General features: G+C 68.8%; 21 protein-coding genes and 1 pseudogene. 14 read left to right on the forward strand and 8 right to left on the reverse strand.

Features of this window, described 5'->3' with window-relative positions:
- Positions 1 to 99: 99 nt before the first annotated feature.
- On the forward strand, positions 100 to 681 hold the full coding sequence (locus AC1XX3_RS05180; RefSeq protein ID WP_483319998.1) for a hypothetical protein: 582 nt from the start codon (positions 100 to 102) through the stop codon (positions 679 to 681).
- On the opposite strand, the gene pgi is transcribed toward AC1XX3_RS05180, so the two are convergent.
- Complete coding sequence (pgi, locus tag AC1XX3_RS05185) at positions 678 to 2,351, reverse strand: glucose-6-phosphate isomerase (protein WP_483319999.1); 1,674 nt, start codon at positions 2,349 to 2,351, stop codon at positions 678 to 680. The two genes, AC1XX3_RS05180 and pgi, sit on opposite strands and share 4 nt — an antisense overlap.
- Before the next feature lie 163 nt (positions 2,352 to 2,514).
- Between pgi and AC1XX3_RS05190 the strand changes: the two genes are divergently transcribed.
- Both AC1XX3_RS05190 and AC1XX3_RS05195 read left to right on the forward strand, forming a co-directional pair.
- Positions 2,515 to 2,919, forward strand: coding sequence for a DoxX family protein (locus AC1XX3_RS05190; protein WP_483320000.1), 405 nt, complete (start codon positions 2,515 to 2,517; stop codon positions 2,917 to 2,919).
- 50 nt (positions 2,920 to 2,969) lie between these two features.
- Complete coding sequence (locus AC1XX3_RS05195; protein WP_483320001.1) at positions 2,970 to 4,496, forward strand: deoxyguanosinetriphosphate triphosphohydrolase family protein; 1,527 nt, start codon at positions 2,970 to 2,972, stop codon at positions 4,494 to 4,496.
- 489 nt (positions 4,497 to 4,985) lie between these two features.
- Here AC1XX3_RS05195 and AC1XX3_RS05200 read toward each other — a convergent pair whose 3' ends face one another.
- Complete coding sequence (locus AC1XX3_RS05200) at positions 4,986 to 6,776, reverse strand: HNH endonuclease signature motif containing protein (protein WP_483320002.1); 1,791 nt, start codon at positions 6,774 to 6,776, stop codon at positions 4,986 to 4,988.
- A gap of 59 nt (positions 6,777 to 6,835) precedes the next feature.
- The gene (locus AC1XX3_RS05205; protein WP_483320003.1) at positions 6,836 to 8,500 is read right to left on the reverse strand and encodes a hypothetical protein; all 1,665 of its coding nucleotides are present in this window, start codon (positions 8,498 to 8,500) and stop codon (positions 6,836 to 6,838) included.
- Positions 8,501 to 8,653: 153 nt separating this feature from the next.
- On the opposite strand from AC1XX3_RS05205, the gene AC1XX3_RS05210 reads away from it, so the two are divergent.
- From AC1XX3_RS05210 to cobA, 4 genes and pseudogenes are all read left to right on the forward strand, one after another.
- A complete protein-coding gene (locus AC1XX3_RS05210; RefSeq protein ID WP_483320004.1) occupies positions 8,654 to 9,250 on the forward strand; it encodes a LysE/ArgO family amino acid transporter in 597 nt (198 codons plus the stop codon).
- Between the two features lie 48 nt (positions 9,251 to 9,298).
- Entirely contained in the window at positions 9,299 to 9,649 is a 351-nt protein-coding gene (locus AC1XX3_RS05215) for an MmcQ/YjbR family DNA-binding protein (protein ID WP_483320005.1), read from the forward strand.
- A 102-nt stretch (positions 9,650 to 9,751) separates the two neighbouring features.
- A pseudogene (locus AC1XX3_RS05220) lies at positions 9,752 to 10,045 on the forward strand (NAD(P)-dependent oxidoreductase); the annotation flags it as partial.
- A gap of 36 nt (positions 10,046 to 10,081) precedes the next feature.
- On the forward strand, positions 10,082 to 10,855 hold the full coding sequence (gene cobA / locus AC1XX3_RS05225; RefSeq protein ID WP_483320216.1) for a uroporphyrinogen-III C-methyltransferase: 774 nt from the start codon (positions 10,082 to 10,084) through the stop codon (positions 10,853 to 10,855).
- 36 nt (positions 10,856 to 10,891) lie between these two features.
- Here cobA and AC1XX3_RS05230 read toward each other — a convergent pair whose 3' ends face one another.
- Both AC1XX3_RS05230 and AC1XX3_RS05235 read right to left on the reverse strand, forming a co-directional pair.
- Positions 10,892 to 11,317, reverse strand: a complete 426-nt coding sequence (locus tag AC1XX3_RS05230) for an MmcQ/YjbR family DNA-binding protein (protein WP_483320006.1) — start codon at positions 11,315 to 11,317, stop codon at positions 10,892 to 10,894.
- Positions 11,318 to 11,463: 146 nt separating this feature from the next.
- Positions 11,464 to 11,754 carry a DUF1330 domain-containing protein gene (locus tag AC1XX3_RS05235; protein ID WP_483320007.1) on the reverse strand — a complete coding sequence of 97 codons (291 nt, stop codon included), beginning with the start codon at positions 11,752 to 11,754 and terminating at the stop codon, positions 11,464 to 11,466.
- Positions 11,755 to 11,853: 99 nt separating this feature from the next.
- On the opposite strand from AC1XX3_RS05235, the gene AC1XX3_RS05240 reads away from it, so the two are divergent.
- Complete coding sequence (locus AC1XX3_RS05240) at positions 11,854 to 12,234, forward strand: VOC family protein (protein WP_483320008.1); 381 nt, start codon at positions 11,854 to 11,856, stop codon at positions 12,232 to 12,234.
- A 19-nt stretch (positions 12,235 to 12,253) separates the two neighbouring features.
- Here AC1XX3_RS05240 and aqpZ read toward each other — a convergent pair whose 3' ends face one another.
- Both aqpZ and AC1XX3_RS05250 read right to left on the reverse strand, forming a co-directional pair.
- Entirely contained in the window at positions 12,254 to 13,087 is an 834-nt protein-coding gene (aqpZ, locus tag AC1XX3_RS05245) for an aquaporin Z (protein WP_483320009.1), read from the reverse strand.
- Between the two features lie 109 nt (positions 13,088 to 13,196).
- On the reverse strand, positions 13,197 to 13,934 hold the full coding sequence (locus AC1XX3_RS05250; RefSeq protein WP_483320010.1) for a TetR/AcrR family transcriptional regulator C-terminal domain-containing protein: 738 nt from the start codon (positions 13,932 to 13,934) through the stop codon (positions 13,197 to 13,199).
- A gap of 104 nt (positions 13,935 to 14,038) precedes the next feature.
- Here AC1XX3_RS05250 and AC1XX3_RS05255 point away from each other — a divergent pair, with 104 nt between their 5' ends.
- The 4 genes from AC1XX3_RS05255 (at position 14,039) to AC1XX3_RS05270 (ending at position 17,615) form a co-directional block, all read left to right on the forward strand.
- The gene (locus tag AC1XX3_RS05255; RefSeq protein WP_483320011.1) at positions 14,039 to 14,740 is read left to right on the forward strand and encodes a DUF4386 domain-containing protein; all 702 of its coding nucleotides are present in this window, start codon (positions 14,039 to 14,041) and stop codon (positions 14,738 to 14,740) included.
- 390 nt (positions 14,741 to 15,130) lie between these two features.
- Positions 15,131 to 15,562, forward strand: a complete 432-nt coding sequence (locus AC1XX3_RS05260; protein WP_483320012.1) for a phosphotransferase — start codon at positions 15,131 to 15,133, stop codon at positions 15,560 to 15,562.
- A gap of 154 nt (positions 15,563 to 15,716) precedes the next feature.
- On the forward strand, positions 15,717 to 17,144 hold the full coding sequence (locus AC1XX3_RS05265; RefSeq protein ID WP_483320013.1) for an APC family permease: 1,428 nt from the start codon (positions 15,717 to 15,719) through the stop codon (positions 17,142 to 17,144).
- 3 nt (positions 17,145 to 17,147) lie between these two features.
- Positions 17,148 to 17,615, forward strand: a complete 468-nt coding sequence (locus AC1XX3_RS05270) for a universal stress protein (RefSeq protein WP_483320014.1) — start codon at positions 17,148 to 17,150, stop codon at positions 17,613 to 17,615.
- Between the two features lie 37 nt (positions 17,616 to 17,652).
- Here AC1XX3_RS05270 and AC1XX3_RS05275 read toward each other — a convergent pair whose 3' ends face one another.
- Positions 17,653 to 18,540 (reverse strand): alpha/beta fold hydrolase, encoded by an 888-nt coding sequence (locus AC1XX3_RS05275; protein WP_483320015.1) that lies wholly within the window; start codon positions 18,538 to 18,540, stop codon positions 17,653 to 17,655.
- Between the two features lie 149 nt (positions 18,541 to 18,689).
- On the opposite strand from AC1XX3_RS05275, the gene AC1XX3_RS05280 reads away from it, so the two are divergent.
- Positions 18,690 to 20,657 (forward strand): AfsR/SARP family transcriptional regulator, encoded by a 1,968-nt coding sequence (locus AC1XX3_RS05280; protein WP_483320016.1) that lies wholly within the window; start codon positions 18,690 to 18,692, stop codon positions 20,655 to 20,657.
- 114 nt (positions 20,658 to 20,771) lie between these two features.
- Positions 20,772 to 21,716, forward strand: coding sequence for a phosphotransferase enzyme family protein (locus tag AC1XX3_RS05285; RefSeq protein ID WP_483320017.1), 945 nt, complete (start codon positions 20,772 to 20,774; stop codon positions 21,714 to 21,716).
- Positions 21,717 to 21,720 lie beyond the last annotated feature (4 nt).

The raw sequence follows: 21,720 nt of genomic DNA on the forward strand, positions 1-21,720 counted from the left end.
ACAGCGTACGACCATGCGGATGTCTGCGACCACTTGACTGAGCGCGTTACGGTGTAATCATGTAATCACGGCGGTTACGTAACCCGGAGAGGTGTCCGCATGAACGTTCACTCACATTCCGACGAAGACGACACGCCGCGCGAACGCCGACGCGGCGGCCGTTTCGGTCGCCCCGGTGGCTGGCAGAACGTCGATCTGCCGCCCGCGGACGACGTGCAGGCCTGGTTCGAAGGTCGGCTCCCCGCCGACTGGTTCCGCGAGATCTCGGTCGAGGTGGACCGCGAAGAGATCCTGGTCGTCGGGACGCTGTCCGACGAGGTGGACAGCTCCGCCGCCGCCGAGGGGCGGATCAGCCGGTTCCGTGCGGACAGTCGCGAAGCGCGGATCGAGATCGCGCTGGAGGCGGAGCACCGCTATCGCCGCAAGGTGTCGTGGGGCGCCCAGCTGGGCGACACCCGCACGTTGTTCACCCACATCTCGGTGCCGGTGATGACCCGGCTCCGTCAGCCGGAGCGTCAGGTGCTGGACACCCTCGTCGACGCCGGAGTGGCCCGCTCCCGCTCGGAGGCGCTCGCCTGGGCCGTCAAGCTCGTCGGCGAGCACGCCGACGCGTGGCTGGCCGAGCTGCGGACCGCGATGAGCGAGGTCGACAAGCTCCGCTCCACCGGCCCGCAGATCTAGCTGCGGTGCTCCCGGTAGTAGGTGATCAGCGCCTGGGTCGACGCATCCTGACCGGCCAGCGCCTCGGCGTCACCGGCGACTGCCGGGGTGACCGCCTGGGCCAGCTGCTTACCGAGCTCCACACCCCATTGGTCGAAGCTGTCGATGCCCCAGACCACGCCCTGGACGAAGGTGATGTGCTCGTAGAGCGCGATCAGCTGGCCCAGCACCGATGGGGTCAGCGCGGGCGCCATGATCGAGGTGGTCGGCCGATTGCCGGAGAAGACCCTGGCCGGCACGATCTTCTCGTCGGTGCCCTCGGCGCGTACCTCGTCGGCGGTCTTGCCGAAGGCGAGCGCGGCGGTCTGGGCGAAGAAGTTGGCCAGGAACAGCTCGTGCACGTCGGCGTCGCCGTCTGTGAGCGGGTGTGCGGGGGTCGCGACCGCGATGAAGTCGGCCGGGATCAGCCGGGTGCCCTGGTGGATGAGCTGATAGAAGGCATGCTGTCCGTTGGTCCCGGGCTCGCCCCAGAACACCTCACCGGTGTCGGTGGTGACCGCTGAGCCGTCGAAGCGGACGCTCTTGCCGTTGGACTCCATGGTCAGCTGCTGCAGGTATGCCGGGAACCGGTGCAGATACTGCGCGTACGGCAGCACCGCGTGCGTGGCGGCGCCGAAGAAGTTGACGTACCAGACGTTGAGCAGTCCCATCAGCACCGGGACGTTGGCCGCCGGCTCGGTCTCGCGGAAGTGTGTGTCGATGGTGTGGAAGCCGGCCAGGAAGTCGGCGAAGTTGTCCGGCCCGATCGCGACGACCAGGGACGTACCGATGGCCGAGTCGACCGAGTAGCGCCCGCCCACCCAGTCCCAGAAGCCGAAGGCGTTGGCCGGGTCGATGCCGAAGTCGGCGACCTTGTCGAGGGCCGTGGAGACCGCCACGAAGTGCTTGGCCACCGCGTCCGAGGTCGCGTCGTCGGTGTCCTCGATCGCGCCGGCGTTCCGCAGGCTCGCAAGCAGCCAGGCCCTGGCCAGCCGCGCGTTGGTGAGTGTCTCGAGGGTGGAGAACGTCTTCGAGGCCACGATGAACAGCGTCGTGGCCGGGTCCAGGTCCTTGGTCTTCTCGGCCACGTCGGTGGGATCGATGTTGGAGACGAAACGCACCGACAGGCCGGGCTGGACGTACGGCAGCAGCGCCTCGTAGGCCATCACCGGGCCGAGGTCGGAGCCGCCGATGCCGATGTTGACCACCGTGCGGATGGGCTGGCCGGTGACCCCGACCCACTCGCCGCTGCGGATCTTCTCGGCGAAGGCATAGACCTTGGCCAGCTCTTCGTGCACCTGGGCCACCACATCGGTGCCGTCCACCTCCAAGGTGGTGTCGGCCGGGTCGCGCAGTGCGGTGTGCAGGACGGCACGATCCTCGGTCACGTTGATGTGCTGACCGGCGAACATGGCCTCGGTCCGCTCCGCCAGCCCGACCTCGTCGGCCAGCTCCAGCAGCGACCGCAGCACCGCAGCGTTGACCAGGTTCTTGGAGAGATCGACGTGCAGGTCGCCGGCGGTGAAGGTGAAGGCATCGACGCGCTGCGGATCGGCGGCGAACCAGCCGCGCAGGTCCGGGGTCAGGGCGGCGTGGAACTCACGGAGCTTGGCCCAGGCTGTCGTGGTGGTGGGATCTACCGGAGCGCTCATCGAAACCTTCTCTGGCTGGGGGTGGTCGTCACCTGGCAGCCTACTGAGCGCGTTGCCGTCGGCCATCGCGGGCCGCCGCGGGCGACCGATGACTTTCGAGGCCTCGGGAGGTCAGCTCCGTCATGGACAACACGTGGACCCGTCAGAATCTGGAGGCCCAGCGATGAGCGCCACCACCCAACGGGCGCCGTCGGCCTCGCGGGTCGCCGTGATCGTGACCTGGGTGCTGCAGGTGCTGCTCGCCCTCGGCCTGCTGGCCGCCGGCATTCCCAAGCTGATCGGTGACCCGGCCATGATCGAGCTGTTCGCCGACATCGGCGCGGGCGAGTGGCTCCGGTTGGTGGTCGGCACGTTGGAGGTCGCCGGCGCGGTCGGTCTGCTGATCCCTCGCACCCGGGCACTGGCTGCACTCTGCAGCTGCCTGCTGATGATCTGTGCGACGCTGACGAACCTGTTGGTGATCGATGCCAATCCGGCGGTGTCCACCGGCTATGCGGTGGTGGCAGCGATGGTGTTCTACCTTCGGCGGGCCGAGCTGCTGGTCGAACGTCGCCCGTTCGCCGGGTAGGGCCAGCGGGGCCAGATGCAGGGGCCCGGGCCGCGCAGTAGGTTCGGGGCATGGATCCCCGTCTTGCCCGGGCCCGAACCGAGGGCCCGTCCAACCGGCAGTACGCCGGCGTGGAGTCGGACTTCCGCACCGACCTGGAGCGGATCCGGTTCGCGCCGTCGTTCGCCCGGCTGGCCGAGGTCACGCAGGTGGTCACGGCCAGTGCCACCTCCGGCGTCGTGCACAACCGGCTGACTCACACCATCAAGGTGGCGGCGGTGGCACGGGCGATCGCGGTGCGGCTGCTGCGGACCGAGGACCTCGACCTGCTGGAGAAGCTGGGCGGTCTCGATCCCGTGGTGGTCCAGGCTGCGGCGGCGGCCCACGACCTGGGTCACCCTCCGTTCGGCCACCTGGGCGAGCGGGTGCTCGACCAGCAGGCGCGGGACCGGTTCGGGCTGAGCGACGGCTTCGAGGGCAACGCGCAGACCTTTCGAATCCTCACCGAGCTGGAGGTACGCGGCCCGGCCGACGAGGGCCTGAACCTGACTGCGGCGGTGCTGGCAGCGGTCTGCAAGTATCCGTGGGGTCGGTTCCACGTCCCCGAACCGCATCCCACCGACTGGCCTGAGCGCCCTCGCGGCGCGGCGTACGGCGTGGACGGGCCTGGGGCTGCGAAGTTCTCCGCATATTCGATCGACCTGCCAGAGATGGTGGTGGCGCTGTCGGCGTTCCCGCATCTGCCGCCGGGGCGGCAGACCCTGGAGTGCTCGGTGATGGACCTGGCGGACGACATCGCGTATTCGCTGCACGACGTGGAGGACTTCCACCGCAGCGGGGTGCTGCAGTTCTCGCCGGTGTCGGCGGAGTTCCGGTCCTGGGCCAACGACCGCCGCAGCTTCGCCGACCTGGACGACACGGCCCTGGCCGCCCTGGGCCATGCACCCGGGGCCGGGCTGGAGCGGCTGCGGCGGCGGCTGCTTGCCAAGGACGGCTGGGTTTTCGACGAGGAGATCTTCGCGGACGCGATCCTGACGGTGGGCGAGGAGTTCGTCGACGGGGTGCTGGCCGTGCCGTACGACGGGTCGATGGCTGCCGACCGGGCCATCTCCGGGTTCACCGGGCGGTGGATCGACCACCTCATCGCCTCGGTCCGGCTGGAGCCGGAGCCGGGCGTGAGATCTGCCTACGTCACCTTGTCCCCCGACGCGTGGCACGAGGTGTCGGTGCTGAAGTTCGTCCACCAGTACTTCATCCTCGACCGACCGGACCTGGCGATGTTCCAGCGCGGACAGGCGGAGACGATCCTCCGGCTGGTGGCCGGGTTCGACAACTGGCTGTCGGACCGGATTGACGGCGGGCGCGCACCACGACGGCTGCAGGATCTCGTGAACGCCGCCACCTTCGGCTATGAGCGGACCGCCGCGTCGCACCCCGAATGGCTGGACGGCAAGGTCAGCGAGAGCGAGATCGCCCGGATGGGACGCGGACGCGGCATCGTCGACTTCGTCAGCGGCCTGACCGACGCCCAGGCCGTTGCGTTCGACGCCCGACTCGGTGGTTCGACCAGCTTGCTGTGGTCCAACGGCGGGTTCTGACCGCAGGGGGGTGCATCCATAACTGGCGTAGGTCAGAATAAACAGCATGCTGACTGATCGCGTACGTTCGCTGGTCGTCGCCGTGCTGGCTGTCACCCAGGTGATCGCCTCTCCGGTGACCACGTGGCTGCTCGGCGACAGCTCAGACACCGGGGCCATCTCCGACGCCAACAACAATCCGGTGACCCCTGCCGGATATGCCTTCTCCATCTGGGGTCTCATCTATCTGCTGTCGCTGGCCCTGGCCGTCTATCAGCTGCTGCCGAGCCAGATCACCCGCGACGTGCACCGCCGCAGCGGCTGGTGGATCGCCGCGGCGTTCGCATCCAGCACCCTGTGGGTGCCCGCCTTCGGCAGCCGCACGATCTGGCTGTCGCAGGTGATCATCGTCGCCCTAGTGGTGTTCCTGATCGTGGCGACGACGCGGCTCACGCGCTCCCCCGCGGCCACCATGGCCGAGCGCTTCTTGTTGCGACTCCCGGTCACCGTCTATCTCGGCTGGGCCACCTTGGCCTGCGCCGCCGGCTTCGGCGTCACCTTGCGCTCGTTCGGCATGCCCGAGCGAGCCACCTGGGTGACGGCGGTGTCGGTGCTGCTCGTCGTCGTGGCGACGCTGGTGTCGCTCTGGACGGTACGGCGCCAGACCGCGACAGCCGGCTTCGCCTTCACCGCCTGCTGGGCGCTGGTGGCGATTGCCCTGGCCTCGTACGAGGTGCCAGTGCAGGTGGTCGCCGTGGTGGCGTTGCTCGCCGTCGTCGCCCTGCTGGTCATCCGCACCGGACGCAGCGCGGACAAGGCCCGGGTCCTGCTCGGCTGATCCGCGAACCGTCCGACGGCGTCGCCAGCTGTCCGCCGGTCGTGCTGGACCGGCGGCGATGTGGCTGCCTGCCAGATGCGGTCGGTGAAGGCGTTGTTGCCCAGGGCTTGGGTGCCTTGGTTGGTGACCAGGTAGACCCAGCCGTGCGGCGAGCGCCACAGATATTCACCCGGGACGGGTTGTCGGAGTCGCCAGCGGCCGTGGGTCTTGAGCCGGTGATGTCGTCGGTCGAGGGGTCCGAGGTTGGCCAGGCTGGTCTGCTCGGGTGGTCCTGGGTTCGCGTACGGGATGGTGTGGTCCAGGTCCATGGTGCGACTGAGGCTGGTGCCGTAGGGGAAGACATCGGCCGGATTGCGGAGCCGCAACGCCTCACGATGGCGGTGCGGGATCTCGTAGGCGTCCACCGGTGCCGGGTTCGGGTCGAGGACCGGGCGAACGGTGATCGTGTTCGGGGTGTTGGCCAGGAACCGGCGAATCTGGTCCACGGTGACCGGACCATCACCCTCGATCCGACCGACCAGGCCAGTGGGGTCGGACCCAGCGGTCAGGGCATCCTGGCTGAGGTGGATGTAAAGCGTCGTCTGCGGTCGAGCCTTCACCGGATCCAGCGTGGGTCCCTCGAACCGCACCGACTGATGCGTGTCGATGTTCCCGGGGTCGTCGGCACTGGGTTCGACCTGATCGCACGGGTCGCCCTGATGGGCTCCCAGCATCGCCAACGCCATCGCCGGCTGACCCAGGATCCCGATCGCCCTCGACCGACGCACCCCCACCGGACCGGTATCGCCTTCCAGCCGAAGGATCTCCGCAATCCGGTTGACCATGGCGACGAACCAGACCACATCACCAGCATTCGCCCGGGCGACCAGCACTTTGAGGCCGCCGACTTCGGTGCGAGCGACCCGGACGAACCGCTCCGCTTCCCACAACCTTGCCCGTGCCTCCGCACCTACGGGGTCGGCGCTCATCACGGCCGCCTGCAGCAGGTTCTCAAACCGTGCCCACGAGATCGCCCCGATCGGACCGGCGACCATCGCATCCACGATCGCGGCTGCGTCGGCTGACAGGTGGCGGGTGTGCTGGGCGACCTTACGGGCTTTCCAGCCACGGACCTCGCCGGCGAGGACCCGTGCCCAGAGCCGCGGGAAGCGGTGCCGCAGATCCAACGCATCGGCCATCTGCGCCGACGCCGCGCCGCTGGTGGTCTCCTGCAACGCCCCGAGCTCTCCGGCGGCGTACTCCGACACCAGCGGTGTCCCGTCCCCACCGAGCTGACGGAACCGTTCCTGCCACGGCGGCCCATCGACCAGCACAGCAGCCGGGTCCGGGCCGTGCAGGTCCGCCCAGTGCGCGGCAACCATCAACAACCGCGTCTCCGCCGCCACCACCATCCGGTGCAGCTCCGCGACGCATGTCGCAGTGGCCGACGTGTCAGCCGGCAACTCCATCCGTAAATCGAACATACGTACAATTTACGATCCACCACTGACACTTTCGCTGCTCATCCACAGCCCACGTTGGTTCAGTTCTGCCGACGGCGACGTCCTCCGATGACAAGCACCCCACCGGCTGCCAGCAACACACCGAATCCGGCCAGCCCGGCCGGTCCGACCGACGAACCAGTCGCCGCAAGATGGCCGCCACCGCCCACGTTGCCGACCCCGTTCGCATCGCAGCCCTGCTCGACGGCCAAGTCGTCGGCCCCCGCGTACGCCTGCAGTGCGTCGGCGTCGACCACCGCGAGATAGCTGAAGCGCTTATCGCCGGTGTGCACCTCGGTCGAGTCTCCTGGCGCGAGCGTGATGCCACCCTCCGCCCGGTCGGCCCCGGGACGTCCGTAGCTGATCTCGACCGCTGGGTTGCTGGCCGGGTTGGTGAAGCTGACCGTCGCGCAGCTCACCTCGACCTCGACGCACTCCACCACGGCGAACTCCACGATGTCGTAGATGTCGTCAGAGCCCAGCAGGAACAACCTGACCTGATAGTCCCCGATACCGAGCAGATCGACGTCGATCTCGGTGACCTCAGGATCCTCCGTGACGCTGACGCGCCCCTCGGCCATGAGGCGTCGGTCGCTGGTCCGCCAGACCTCATACTCGGCCGTCAGTTCACCGAGCTTGCTGATGGTGACGACGCCGGTGGTGGGCGCGGCAGCGTTCGAGGAGCAGCCGGCCTGGACGCGGACGATCGACGCGGCACAGTCGCCCTGCGGCACGGACACGTCAGTGCCCGAACCAGCAGAGGAGATCTGCGCGATGATCCCCGGCCCTTCGTCGAAGATGTCGCCGTCGACCCATATCGCGTCGTAGTCGATCGTCGCGCGCGGTGTGAGCACGCGTTGCGAGCCGCCGGGGGCCAGAGTCACCTCACCGGCCAGGTCGACGTCATCGCCCTCGGACGACAGGTCGCCGTAGGCGAGATAGACCTCGGGATTGGCGTCCGGATTGGTGAAGGTCACAGCGACGCAGTCCACAGCCACGGTGACGCAGCTCAGCACGCGGAACTCATCCTCGAGCACGACGGCACCCTCAGCGGAGTACGTGATGGCGTACGTCCCGACGGAAAGGCCCGCAAGGGTGTATTCCGCGTAGCCTTCCTCGTCGAGTGTGACGATGCCGGATTCATCCACCCCTGGGCCGGTGACCCGCCAGGTCAGAGTGCCCGGCGCGTCCTCGGCCTCGGCCGCGACAATCGGCGTCACGTCGGTGGTGGCGCCGCCCATAACGCAGTCCGGAAGCGGGAGCGAGATCAGCGCGCCGTCCTCCGAGATGGCGATGGCCGGGGTGAGGTCGGCCGCCGGTACGTCCACGGAGCTGGCCTCAGCGGCCAGCCGGGCGACCTCGCGTCGACTGACGGTCTGGCCGGCTGTCCTTGCCTTCGGCCGAGACTCAGCAGACGCCTTGTCGGTGGTCGGGGACGCGGCGGTCGGGGTCGGCGGTGTATCGGGGATCGGCGGTGTCGTCTCGCCGTCCGGAGTGGGTTCGCCGTCCGGAGTGGGCCCGCCGGTCGGGGTGGGCCCGCCGGTCGGGGTGGGTCCGCCGTCCGGGGTGGGGGTCGCTGAGGTGCTGGGCGAAGCGGTGGGTTCAGCTGTGGCCGTCGGCGCGAGGCCGAAGACGAGGGCAACGAGCACGGCCAGCAGGCCGATCGCTCTCGGGAAGGTGCTGGCACCGGTGCTCAGAGACGTCACCTGGCGTCCTCTCGACGGGTGCGCCGTTCGGACGGCGCTCACTGGACCACAGGGGTCCCCCGGCGGCGGGGGTCAGTCTGGCCGACTCGTCAGCGGACCCACAAGCAGGTGGGATCGGAATCCGACTCGGGTCCGCCACGCTAGCGTCGACGCGTGCACAGCTTGCTGGTCGGTCTCCTGTCATCGTTGGCGCTGATCGTGGCGATCGGGGCGCAGAACGCCTTCGTGCTGCGGCAGGGACTGCGCCGCGAACACGTGGGCACTGTGGTGGCGATCTGTGCGGCGGCCGACGCGGCCCTGATCACCGCCGGCATCGTCGGGCTGGGCGTGGCCATCACGCAGGCCCCGGTGTTGCTCACCGTCATCCGCTGGGTCGGTTTCGCCTTCCTGCTGGGCTATGCCGCGCTGGCCGCACGGCGTGCCCTTCGGCCGGCGGCGCTGGAGGCCGCTCCCGACCGGCAGTCAACGCGGCGGCGGGCCGCGCTGACCTGCCTGGCTCTGACGTTCCTCAACCCGCACGTCTATCTCGACACGGTCGTGCTGCTCGGCTCACTGGGCAATCAGCAGGGCAGCACCGGACGTTGGTGGTTCGCCGTCGGCGCGGTGATCGCCAGCATCACCTGGTTCAGTGCGCTGGGCTACGGCAGCCGCCATCTCGGACGGCTGCTGGCACGGCCGCGGGCGTGGCAGGTCCTCGACGCCGGCATCGCGGTGCTGATGATCGTGCTGGCCGTGCTGCTGGTGATCTGACGTCTCGGCTTGAGGCCGCCCGACGTCGGACAGTGCTTGGATATCAGGATGGGTACGCGCGACGAGGACCTGCTCGAGCTGATGGCTCAGCTGGACGACGTTGAGCGCAGCGACGGGTCCCGCTACAGCACCTTCCGAGTGCACGGCCACACCTTCGGCTACCTGTGGCCCGCCACCCAGACGGTCGGGCTGAAGCAGGAACTGGCCGAGCAGTTGGCGCTGGTCGCCGAGCGACCCGAGGTGTTCGAGGTGCAGTTCACCGCCGGTCAGTTCGGCTGGGTGGTCGTGCGCCTCGAGCGGGTGGATCGGCGTGAGCTGGCAGAGCTCACCTACGAGGCGTGGCGACTGACGGCGCCGGCGACGCTGGTGGCGGGCCGCGGCGACCGGCTACCCATCTGATGATCGCCCGGTGACCGAGGAGGTGGGAGCACGCCCTGCCGGATTCCCGTTCGCCGTCCGCCACGGGAGACGTTCCCCGGCCCGACCTCGGACTGGATCACAATGGCGGTTCGCGACGACCCCACGTACGGAGGCAGCCCGGTGACCTTTTCCGCCCAGCTCGACCTCACTGGTCGGTCGGTGCTGGTCTGCGGTGGCCCGGCGGCCGCCCTCGGCACGGTGACCAGTCTGCTCGAGGCGGGTGCCCGGGTGCAGGTCGTCGATCTTGAGGTCGCCACCTCGTTGCGCGACCTGGCCGAGCGACGGCTGATCACCTGGACGGTGGCTGAACCGTCGAGGGCCGAGGTGGCCGGCGCAGCGCTGGTGGTGCTCACCGCTGCTGACGATGCGCTGGCCGAGCGGGCGCGGCGGGCCGACGTACCCGTGGTCCACATCGAGGCCGAGACCAGTCCGGTCCGCGGCAGCTCGGGCAAGGTCATCCTCATCGGCGGTGGACCCGGCGATCCAGGGCTGCTGACGGTCGCCGGGTTGGACGCGATACGCACCGCCGATGTGATCATCTGCGACCGGCTGGCCCCGCTCGGGGTGCTGCAGCAGGCGCGAGCGGGAGCCGAGGTGATCGACGTCGGCAAGATCCCGCGCGGTGAGTTCACCTCGCAGGAACGGATCAACGCGCTCCTGCTGGAGCACGCCCAGCTGGGCCGGGTGGTGGCACGGCTCAAGGGCGGCGACAACTTCATCTTCGGTCGTGGCGGCGAGGAGTGGCAGGCATGCGCAGCCGCCGGGGTGCCGGTCGAGGTGATCCCCGGCGTCTCCTCCGCGACTGCCGCCCCCGCGCTGGCCGGCATCCCGCTGACCCACCGTCAGCTGACCCAGGGGTTCACGGTGGTCTCCGGGCACCTGCCGCCGGGTCACGAGGGATCGACGCTGGACTGGAGCGCGCTCGCCCGGGCCAATACGACGCTGGTGATCTTGATGGGAGTCGCGACGTTGGCGGCCATCACCGAGGAGCTATGCAGGAGCGGCATGGATCCGGCCACCCTGGCGGCGACCGTCGCCGACGCGGGACTACCGAGTCAACGTACGGTGCGCGGCACCGTGGCCGATATCGCCGCCCGTTGCGGCGAGGAGGGGTTACGGTCCCCGGCCGTGACCATCATCGGTGCGGTGGTTGGTTTCGACCCTCGCCGGCCAACGCTCGGCTGAGCCCACCGCCGCAGCCGGCGAGAGGGCCGGACCGGGTCAGCCCGGCGGTCGCGCGACCTGTGCCACCAGCTTCTTCGGCGCCCGCACGCAATAGCTCTCGGTCAGCAGCTCGGTCACCTCCTGCCAGTCCACCGCGGACCCGGGACGCATCATCAGACCGACCAGACCCCTGCCCCAGGGCGCCGGGAAGAAGGGGTCACCCATGGTGGTGAGGATCTCCAGCTCCGGGCCTTGGGAGTGGAAGGTCAGCACGTCGGCCGGCCCATCGGTGCCGGCTGTACGGGCGATGGCCTCCGGATAGCCCTGGTGGAGCCGAAGGACGTGCGCGAAGGTGCTCGACCGGATCCGCCACCGGACCCCCACCCAGGCGGCCTCCTCCACTGCCTCGGGCAGCGCCAGGCAGATCGCGCCGACCCGGTCGACCAGCTCGACCGGGACGAGCGGGCGGTCAACTCCGGCCATGGTCACCCCTGGCCCTGTCGAGAAAGGTCCTGTGGAGATAGGTCCTCTGCCCATATCGAAACGGTAGTGCGGGTCGCTGACAGTCCCCGGTCCGCTGACGGTTCGCACCGCTACTCAGCGGAGAGGAAGCGCCCGGGTTGACTGGGTCAGACGATCGTCTCCACCGTGAGAAGTTCAGTCCGCGCCACCACTTCCCGATGCACATCGGCCAAGGCGACCCGCTCGGGGTCCTTGATGTACTCCTGCAACGCGGCGTCATCCGGCACGTGAATCACCTGCACTTCGAGGGGCCCGGCGCCCTCGCCGACGCGCCGGACGCGGCTCACCACCGTGCCACCGTGCTTCGGCATCAGGTCGAGCACTGTGTCCTCGTATCGCGACAGCGCTTCCTCATTGCCTGGTGTCGCCCAGAGCAGCACACAGAGTTCCAGAGCCATAAAGCGACACTATCCACTGGCGACCGCGTGGGAAGCAGCCAAACAAATCCGGCCACCCGATGATTTACTCCGCCCGCCGGGGTCGAATGCACTATGACGATGACAACGAAAGTATTGAGTGTGTCGGTCCCCGTGGCCGATCAGGACTCCGCCCTGAAGTTCTACACCGAAGTCCTGGGCTGCGAGCTGCGGACGGACGTCGAGGCATGGCCCGGTGCACGGGTGGTGGAGGTGGTGCCGCCCGGCTCGAGTGTCTCGCTGATGCTGTTGCCACCGGATAGTGAGGTCCCGGTGGCTATCCGGCTGGGGACCACGAACGCCCAGCAGGCCCATGACCGGATCCGAGCCGCCGGCGTGACACTGCACAACGAGGAGCTGGTGGAGCTGGACGGAGTGCCACCGATGTTCTCGTTCGCTGATCCCGATGGGAACGGTCTGGTGTATCTCCAAGACACCGCCGACGCGGCCCCGATGGGGTGAGGAGATTCGCGGGATGCCCTCAGTGCTCGGCGTCGTTGCCGAGGTCGGGGTCATGGTCAGCTCTACGGCGGGCATTCTGGGCATCGGGATTGTTGGCGATGCCCTCGTCCTCGACGACGGTTTGGTTGGCGCCGGTGATCAGGGCGTAGGTCGCTCCGGCGATCGCTGCGCCGATGATCGGCGCGACGATGAACAGCCACACCTGACTGAGCGCGCCCCCGCCGGCAAACCAGGCCACCCCCAGCGAGCGAGCGGGGTTCACCGAGGTGTTGGTCACCGGGATGCTGATCAGGTGAATCAGGGCCAGCATCAGACCGATCGCGACCGGGGCAGCAGCCTTCGAGGTCCGATCATCGGTTGCGCCGAGGATGACGTACAGGAACGCCGCCGACAACACGATCTCGATCAGCAGCGCAGCACCCAACCCGTAGTTGCCCGGCGACCGATCGCCGTAGCCGTTGGACGCGAATCCGGTGGCCATCACGTCGGCCGCCGAGGTGTCAGCACTTCCGGTGGCGATGATGAACAACACAGCACCCGCGACCGACGCGGCGATCACCTGGGTGGCGATGTAGGCCGGAGCCTCGGACCAGGCGAAGCGCTTGGCCACAGCGAGCCCGATCGTCACCGCTGGGTTGAAATGACCACCCGAGACATGTCCGAAGGCGTACGCGCCGGTCAGCACCGTCAGCCCGAACGCCAGGGATACGCCGAGGAAGCCGATTCCGAGCTGGATGCCGTCCTCGTTCAGGAACAACGCGGCCAACACGGCACTGCCGCAACCGCCGAAGACGAGACCGAACGTACCGAGGAACTCCGCGCCGAGTTTGGCGCTCAGGGGGACCGTAGCCATGTTCTTCCTTTCGTCCGTGCGCATGCATGAAGCACCGCCACGGTGACGAACCCCCACGTTCCCGGCGGAACACTGACCCCCCATGTAACCGCACGCTACTTAGAGTCTGTCAACCCTTTGGCCGCGGCGAACCGTCCCCGGTCGCTTGCACCACCGCTTCCCCCGGCGTAGCGCGCCACGAGGCTCGCAAGGAGTCGACGCCGTCAAGGATCAGATCGAGCCCGACCTCGAACTCGGTGTCGTAGTCGTAGCCCTGCTGGCCAAGCTCGACGACAACCTCCATCAGATAGGGATACCGGACTGCGGCATCGGCAGGCTGCGCCTGCTGCGTGGCCGCAGCCGACGCGGCCGACTCCTGGGGCGTCTCGAAGGAGAGCGTCTTCTGCTGCAGCGCAAACCCGTAGACGTACGCGTCCAGCGCCGAGGTTACGTGCACGGTGGTGCGGAACGAGAAGCCGCTCTCCCGCAGGCAGCCCATCATCGCGTTGTGCTGACGCAGGTTCTCCGGCCCCGGGCGTCCGTGCGCCTCCAGCAGTCCGACCGCCCAGCGGTGACGAGTGAGGGCGGCGCGAAGCGAGACGGCCCGCTCCCGCATGGCCGGCTTCCAGCCGCGCTCGGCAACCGGTTCGACCACCTCACCCCACACCAGATCGACCATGCCCTCGAGGAGCTCCTGCTTGTTGGCTACGTGCTTGTAGAGCGCCATCGGGACCACGCCGAGCTCCTGGGACAGGGTGCGCATGGTGAACCCGTCAATCCCGACCTCGTCAGCCAGCTTCACCCCGGCGCGCAGCACTGCCTCCCGGTTGAGCCGGGGACGGCGCGGGACGCCCGCACGCTGTGCCATCACTGCGCCTCTCGTTCGTGGTCATTCGGCTTGACAAAGTGTACGCCATACACCTACGTTTCACTCGCTGGTGTACGCCGTACACCTTGAGTGTCAGGAGTGCCATGCCGCCCACCAACCGCACCGCCCGGATCGCCGGGGTCTTCTTCGTCCTCACGTTCATCTCGGCCATCGTCGGCGCCGTGCTCTACGGACCCGTCCTGGATGACCCGGGCTACGTCTCGGGGACGGGATCGGACATCCGGGTGCTCCTGGGAGCCGTCTGCGAAATCGTGCTGGTGATCACCAACCTCGGCACCGCTCTCGTTCTCTATCCCGTGCTGCGTCGACACCACGAAGCGGCGGCACTCGGATACCTCACCGCTCGGATCATGGAGTGCGTGCTCATCGCAGTGGGCATCCTCTGCGTACTCACGGTCGTCAGTCTTCGATCCGGCGCCAGCGCTGGGGCCGGGGACCCGGGGACGTACGAAGCTGTCGCCCACGCCCTTGTGATGCTGCACGACTGGACGTTTCTGCTCGGCCCCGGCTTCGTCGTCGGGATCGGCAACGGGTTGCTGCTGGGATTCCTGATGTATCGGTCCCAGCTGGTGCCCCGGCGAATGGCCCTGCTGGGACTCATCGGCGGGCCGCTGATGTCGGTCTCGGGCATTGCCGTGCTGTTCGGGGCGTACGGCCAGACGTCGGTCTGGTCTGGGCTCGCGACCCTGCCAGAGATCGCCTGGGAAGCCTCACTGGGTCTGTATCTGATCATCGTGGGATTCCGGCGCCAGAAGGTCGGCCAACTGGGAACTGTCGTCTCGTAACCGCGTGCCGTCAGTCAGCTCCGGCAGGTGCGTCAGACGCTGTGATTCATCGCGAGAATGCGTCAGGCTCATTCCCGTGACGAGCGGCGTCCCCACCGAGGCAGTGCCAGTGCCGCGGCAGATCACCCGGGCCGCGGCTGGCAGGAGCATCAGTCCCGTCTGGGTCAACGGCTCCGGGGGCATCACCTTCCAGCTCGGGGATGGTGACCGTCGGCGGTTCGCCAAATGGGCACCGACCGAGTCAGGGCTCGATCTGGTCGCAGAGAGTGAGCGCTGCCGGTGGGCGGCTGGCTATGCGGCAGTGCCCCAGGTGGTCGAGATCGGTACGGACCCGGACGGCAGCTGGCTCGTGACCGAAGCGCTGCCGGGCGAGAACGCCATCAGCCCGCGGTGGAAGGCCCAGCCGCAGCGGGCGGTGACCGCTGCCGGCCGAGGCTTCGCCGACTGCACGACCAGCTGCCGGTCGCGCAGTGCCCGTTCGACTGGTCGGCGGCGTCGAGGCTGGCCGAGCTCGTCGCCGCTGGGATCGCGGTGGACCGACTCGGGACTCCGCCGGCCAGCGACCAGGACGTCGTCTGCCATGGAGATGCCTGCGTACCCAACACCTTGATCGATCGGCTCGGCCGCTGCAGCGGACACGTTGATCTTGGGTCGCTGGGGGTGGCCGACCGCTGGGCCGACATCGCGGTCGCCACCATGAGCCTGGACTGGAACTACGGCCCCGGTTGGCAGGGAGTCTTCCTCGATGCGTACGGGGTCGAGCCGGACCCTCCACGGACCGACTACTACCGCCGGCTCTGGCATCTCGGGCATCCGGCATGACGAAGCAGGTAGGTCGGGCGGGTACATCCAGGCTAGGTGTGAACACTGTTCTGGTTGGGTAATGACTGGGTCGCACACCCTGTGCAGCGCACAGGTTCGCCGTTAGGCTGAGCGACTCCACCCAGTGGCACTTCTCCGGGAAGCGGGACCGTACATGTCCACCGAGTCCACCGCGACCGCCCACGAGGGCGAGAGCGATTTCAAGCGGTCCATCACCGGACGGCTGCTCTTCTTCTACGTGCTGGGCGACGTGCTGGGATCGGGCATCTATGTCCTGATCGGCCTCGTTGCGGCGGCGGTGGGCGGAGCATTCTGGATCGCGTTCGCGGCCGGCGTGAGCATCGCGATCATGACCGGACTGGCGTACGCCGAGCTGGTGACCAAGTATCCGCAGGCCGCCGGCGCGGCGCTGTACGTCAACAAGGCGTTCCGCAAGCCGATACTGACGTTCTTGATCACCATCTGCATGCTGTCGGCCGTCTTCGCCGCAGCCGGGTCGCTGGCGACCGGCTTCGCCCGCTACTTCTCGCAGATCTTCGAGCTGCCACCTGCGCTGCTCATCACCTTGGTGTTCATCGCCCTGCTGAACCTGGTCAACTACATCGGCATCACCGAGTCGGTGGTGGCCAACATGGTGATGACCTTCGTCGAGATCGCCGGTCTGGCCCTGGTGCTGTTGATCGGGATCATCTACGTGGCTCGCGGTGACGCCGACTTCGGTGTCCTGGTCAGCTTCAACGTCGACGGCAACCCGATCTTCGGCATCGTGGCCGGCGTCGCCCTGGCGTTCTTCGCGATGACCGGATTCGAGAACGCCGCCAATGTGGCGGAGGAGACCATCAACCCGTCGGTCACCTTCCCCCGGGCGCTGGTGGGCGGGATGATTGCCGCCGGTGTCATCTATGTGCTGGTCGCTATGACGGCGGCGCTGGTGGTGCCGCTGGACGTGCTCGGCAGCTCCGATGCCGCCCTGCTCGAGGTCGTCCGGGCGGGGATCCTGCCCGCGCCGGTCGGCGCCATGATCATCATCTTCGCGATCATCGCGATGGTCGCCATCACCAACACGACGCTGGTCTCGGTGGTCACTCAGTCACGCATCCTCTACGGGATGGCCCGCGAGGGCGTCGTGCCGAGGATCTTCGCCAAGATCCACCCCACCCGGCGCAGCCCGTGGGTGGCGCTGCTCTTCTCGGCCGGCGTCGTGGCCGCGCTGCTGGTGATCGGGGCGTTGGTGAGGAGGATCGACCCGTCGGCGGACATCGTCGACCGGTTGGCCACCGTGACCGTCGTCTTCACCCTGTTCATCTACGCCCTCGTGATCTTTTCGGCGCTGAAGCTGCGCGGCACCGACGAGACCGAGGACACCTACCGGGCCAACACCGCGCTGCTGTATATCGGCATTCTGGGCAACGCCATCCTGCTGGTCTACGTCGTCGTCGACGACCCGGGCTCGCTGCTCTGGGTCGGCGGTCTGCTGCTGCTCGGCTTCGCGCTCTACCTCGCCGCCCGACTCGGCAACCGCAACGGCTCTCCCCCAACCGCCCGCGGCACCGCGGCGGCCCCGACGGACCAGGAGGTTTGACAGATGCACGTGATCGTCGCCACTGACGGATCGAAGCAGTCGCTCGCCGCCGCCCGACACCTGAAATCCTTCGCCGACCCCACCAAGATCTCCGACATCACCGTGGTGGCCGTCACCAGCCCGCTCGCGGCCGTACCGTTCGCCAATGAGCTGAGTGGCCGCCGGCAGCGCGACGACACCGGGGCGATCAGCTTCCGCGAGGAGGCGCAGGCCGCCGCGGGCGTGGTGATGGCGGAGTTCGACGGCTGGGGACCGAAGGTTCACCGCCGACTCCGCAGCGGGTCAGCCGCCACCGAGATCATCAAGGTGGCCACCCAGCTGGACGCCGGTCTGATCGTCATCGCCAGCGGAAGCCGCGGACTGAGCGAGACCGTCCTGCTGGGCAGCACCGCCCAGCGGGTGCAGTACTCCGCCCCGTGCCCGGTGCTGGTCACCCGGATCAGCCGCCCCGGGACGAAGAAGAAGTCCTGAGGCTGCTTCACTCGGCCGAGCGGCGCCCGGGTACGCGCTACCCGCGAGTGCGGCCGACCAGGTCGCGAATGGCTCCGGCCACCACGGCCGGCGCCTCCTCGGCCATGAAGTGACCGCAGCCCACGGTCTGGTGGTGCAGGTCCGGGGCCCAGGCACGCCACACCGCCGCGGCGTCATAGCCGAGCGCCGAGCCCCAGTCCTGCTGCAGGACGCTGACGGGCATGGCGAGCTGGCGGCCGGCATCCCGGTCGGCCTGGTCGTGCGCGACGTCGATGCCGGCGGAGGCGCGGTAGTCGGCCACGATGGACGGCACCGCGGCGGCGCTGGCTCGCAGGTATTCCGCCCGGACCTCGGGTGGAATCGCACCGGGCTTCGTCGCCCAGCTGTCCAGGAAATAGCTGAAGAACGCCTCGGCGCTGCTGCTGATCATGGCCTCCGGTAGCCCCGGTGGCTGCGCCATCAGATAGAGGTGGAAGGCGACGGCGGCCGACGCCCCGTGCAGCACGTCCCACATGTCCAGCGTGGGGAGCACATCGAGGCAGGCCAGGTGGGTGACGACATCCGGGTGGTCGAGGCCGGCCCGGAGCGCCACCAGCGCCCCGCGGTCGTGACCCACCAGCGCGAACCGGTCGAAGCCGAGGGCCTTCGCCAACGCGACGACATCGGCGGCCATCGTCCGCTTCGCGTAGGTGGTGTCGTCGGCTTCGGCCGGCTTGTCGCTGGCCCCGTAGCCGCGCAGGTCCGGGCAGATCACCGTGTGATCGCCGACCAGGTCTGCCGCCACGTGGCGCCACATCAGGTGTGTCTGGGGAAAGCCGTGCAGCAGCACGATCGGGCTGCCTGATCCCGCGACCGCGGCCTGCAGCGAGATGCCGTCGGCCACCTGAACCTGCCGATAGTCGAAGTCGGGAAGAATGGAGGTCATGGTGTGATTCCTTCTGCTTGATCGAGAAGCGCACCGGGAGCACCCGAGCGCCAGGAACCAGCCTGAAGGGGCCGGATGAGCATCCGGTCAGCACGCGGCAAGCTCGCGCCGCCGTCATGAACGAACCAGGGCCAGAGAAGGAGCAGAGCGTGCCGGTCCAGTTCGGGGTGCTGGGACCCGTCACCGCGTGGGACGACGACGGTGGGGCGATCGACCTCAAAGGGCCACGCCACCGCGCCGTGCTGGCCCGCCTCCTCGTCGCCCGCGGCCGGATGGTGCCGGTCAGCGTGATGGTCGCGGACCTGTGGGAGGAGCCGCCGCCCGGAGCGGTCGGCGCAGTCCGTACGTTCGTCGGCGCGTTGCGTCGTGCGCTCGAACCGGCACGCCCACCACGCACGCCCGCGAAGCTGCTGGTCACCGATGGCCCGGGGTACGCACTGCGGACCGACCCGGACACCGTGGATGCGCTCCGGTTCGAGCGGGCCGTCCAGCAGGCCGGCACCTCGCCGCCGACAGAGGCCCTCTTGATCTTGGACACGGCGTTGAGCTGGTGGCGCGGTCCGGCGTACGCGGAGGTGGCCGAGGAGCAGTGGGCCCGAGCCGAGCGGTCCCGGCTGACCGAGACGCGGTTGCACGCAGTCGAGCTGCGGGCTGCGGCCCGGCTGGAGACCGGACACGCCGCGGATGCGGTGGCCGAGCTGGACGCGCACATGAGCGAGCACCCGTGGCGCGAGGAGGGCTGGCGTCTGCTGGCCCTGGCGCTGTATCGCGACGGCCGGCAGGGAGATGCCCTCGAAGTGCTCCGGCGAGCCTCCCGGCTGCTGGATGAGGAGCTCGGCATCCAGCCCGGTGCCGCGCTCGGCCGGCTCCAGCACGACATCTTGAACCAGTCGCCGCGGCTGGATCTGACGCCCCGGCCGGACGCCGCGGCCGAACGGATCTGGTCCGAAGCGGCGGCCAGCTATGACAAAGCCGTGGCCACCGGCGCCCGCGCCCGGCTCCGCTCCACCGTGGACCTGCTGACCAGTCTCGCCATCACCGGCGGCACAGGTCTGGAAGCGGCGCGGCAGCAGCGGCTGACCACCATCCTCGCGGCGGAGGAGCTGGGCGACCCCGAGGTCACCGCCCGGGTGATCGGCGCGTACGACGTTCCGGCCATCTGGACGCGCTCCGACGACCCTGAGCAGTCGGCGCAGGTGGTTGCCGCGGCGGAACGTACGCTCGGGGCGCTTCCCGCCGACGCACCGGCCGCGACCAGGGCCCGGCTGCTCGCCACCATCGCCGTCGAGTCGCGCGGGACTGCCGATCCGCGGGGCCGGGATGCGGCGGTCGAGGCCGAGCAGATCGCTCGTTCGCTCGGGGATCCGGGGCTGCTGGCGTTCGCGCTGAACGGGGTCTTCATCCAGTCCTTCCGCCGAGCAGGCCTGGCTGAGCAGCGCGACCGACTCGGGGCAGAGCTGGTGGAGCTTGCCGGACGGCACGGCCTGGTCACCTACGAGCTGCTGGGACACCTGATCCGGATCCAAACCCGGGCCGCGGTGCTGGACCTTCTCGGCGCCGATCATCACGCCCGCGCCGCCGACGCCTTGGCGGCTCAGTACGAGTCACCGCTGGTCGGCGTCTTCACGAGCTGGTACCGCGCGTGCCGGCTGGCCCTGACCGCGGCGCCCCTTCCCGACGTCGAAGATGCCTACCGCGCGGCCGCAGTTCGGCTCGACGGTGCCGGTATGCCCGGGCTGCAGCGCGGCCTGCTTCCGCTGGCCCTGCTCACGGCCCGCCTCCGCGCCGGCCGCCCGGCACCAGTGGACCTGGACCAGGACTGGGGTCCGTACCGGCCGTGGGTGACTCCGCTGGCCCTGCTGCAGACCCATCGCCCCGCCGATGCCGCCGGGGCCGTCCACCAGTTGCCGGACCCGCCCCCGGACCACCTGCTGGAGGTGCTGTGGTGCCTGACGGCCAGGGCCGCCATCGCCGTGGACGACCGGCCAATGATGCAACGAGCCCTGACCGCGCTGGCCCCGGCACGGGCAGAGGACGCCGGCGCCGGGAGCGGACTGCTCACGATCGGGCCGATAGCTGAGCAGCTGGCCGCGCTCGAGCGTTCCCTGCGTGGCTGACGGCGAACACCCGCATTGTGATGCGTGTCACACTCGTCGTGCGGATCGACCAGCTGGTGTGTTTAGGTCAGTACGCGGCCCGGAACGGCCGACCCGATCGAAAGGCTGTTGATCTTGTCCATTCCGCAGCTGAGTTCCGTGCTCGCCCAGTGGGCGACAGTGCTGGGGGACCACCCACAACTCGGCGCGGAGCACGAGGGGCGCGAGCTGTGGTCGGTGACCGCGACCGACGGCCGTTCCTACTTCCTCAAGCATCTCGGCCGGTGGCGAAACCTCCCCGTCGCAGACCAGGCCCGGATCCTCGCGTATCTGTCCAGCTGCGGAATCTCGGTGGCACCGTTCCTGATCACCGACGGCGCCGCCCTCTTCGCCGGTGAGGTCGAGGACTCCTTCGTGTTGATCCCCGAGCTGCGCAGCGAGCAGCTCAACGCCGATGAGGTGATGGCAATCGAGCCGTCCATTGGTCGCGCGGTCGCCGAGCTGCACAGTGCCCTCGCTACCTATCCGTGGCCCGCCAACTCCTATCGGGAGCAGGTGGTTGAGTCACTGGCTGGTGACGTTCGGCTTCCGGGTGACGTCGGGGACGCGTTCCTTCGGCAGCGCAGCTTGATCATCGACTCGCTGGCAGTCATGCCGCTGCAGCTGGTCCACGGTGACCTCACCCCGGAGAACATCCTGCTCTCCCGGTCCGGCCCGCCGGGCTTCATCGACTTCGACCATCTGCCGATGGCTCCGCGGGTGTGGGACATCGGCAAATACCTGGGCCGCCGGTTCCGCGGGGGTTCGCCAGCCGACGGCATCCAACACCTGGTCCGCTTTCTGGCGGGCTATCGGGATGCGGCCCCGTTGACCGAGGGTGAGCTCGCCGCCGTCCCGGCTGCCACCATCGCCGTGAACGCGTTGGAGACCGACTGGACCCAGCGCATCGTCTCCGGTGAGCTCGACCGACGACTGCTGCCGGGCCAAGAAGAGGATCTGCGGATCACCGCGGACACGCTGCGCTGGCAGCTGGCGCGCCTCGTGGAACTGACCGACGCGGCACGGGGCCGCACTCGCTGATTCG

This window comes from Microlunatus sp. M237 (genome assembly GCF_056896895.1).

Coding starts and splice junctions, on each gene's coding strand:
- AC1XX3_RS05180 (WP_483319998.1), top strand. CDS start 100: ATGAACGTTCACTCACATTCCGACGAAGACGACACGCCGCGCGAACGC.
- pgi (WP_483319999.1), bottom strand. CDS start 2,351: ATGAGCGCTCCGGTAGATCCCACCACCACGACAGCCTGGGCCAAGCTC.
- AC1XX3_RS05190 (WP_483320000.1), top strand. CDS start 2,515: ATGAGCGCCACCACCCAACGGGCGCCGTCGGCCTCGCGGGTCGCCGTG.
- AC1XX3_RS05195 (WP_483320001.1), top strand. CDS start 2,970: ATGGATCCCCGTCTTGCCCGGGCCCGAACCGAGGGCCCGTCCAACCGG.
- AC1XX3_RS05200 (WP_483320002.1), bottom strand. CDS start 6,776: ATGTTCGATTTACGGATGGAGTTGCCGGCTGACACGTCGGCCACTGCG.
- AC1XX3_RS05215 (WP_483320005.1), top strand. CDS start 9,299: ATGGGTACGCGCGACGAGGACCTGCTCGAGCTGATGGCTCAGCTGGAC.
- AC1XX3_RS05230 (WP_483320006.1), bottom strand. CDS start 11,317: ATGGCCGGAGTTGACCGCCCGCTCGTCCCGGTCGAGCTGGTCGACCGG.
- AC1XX3_RS05235 (WP_483320007.1), bottom strand. CDS start 11,754: ATGGCTCTGGAACTCTGTGTGCTGCTCTGGGCGACACCAGGCAATGAG.
- AC1XX3_RS05240 (WP_483320008.1), top strand. CDS start 11,854: ATGACAACGAAAGTATTGAGTGTGTCGGTCCCCGTGGCCGATCAGGAC.
- aqpZ (WP_483320009.1), bottom strand. CDS start 13,087: ATGGCTACGGTCCCCCTGAGCGCCAAACTCGGCGCGGAGTTCCTCGGT.
- AC1XX3_RS05250 (WP_483320010.1), bottom strand. CDS start 13,934: ATGGCACAGCGTGCGGGCGTCCCGCGCCGTCCCCGGCTCAACCGGGAG.
- AC1XX3_RS05255 (WP_483320011.1), top strand. CDS start 14,039: ATGCCGCCCACCAACCGCACCGCCCGGATCGCCGGGGTCTTCTTCGTC.
- AC1XX3_RS05265 (WP_483320013.1), top strand. CDS start 15,717: ATGTCCACCGAGTCCACCGCGACCGCCCACGAGGGCGAGAGCGATTTC.
- AC1XX3_RS05270 (WP_483320014.1), top strand. CDS start 17,148: ATGCACGTGATCGTCGCCACTGACGGATCGAAGCAGTCGCTCGCCGCC.
- AC1XX3_RS05275 (WP_483320015.1), bottom strand. CDS start 18,540: ATGACCTCCATTCTTCCCGACTTCGACTATCGGCAGGTTCAGGTGGCC.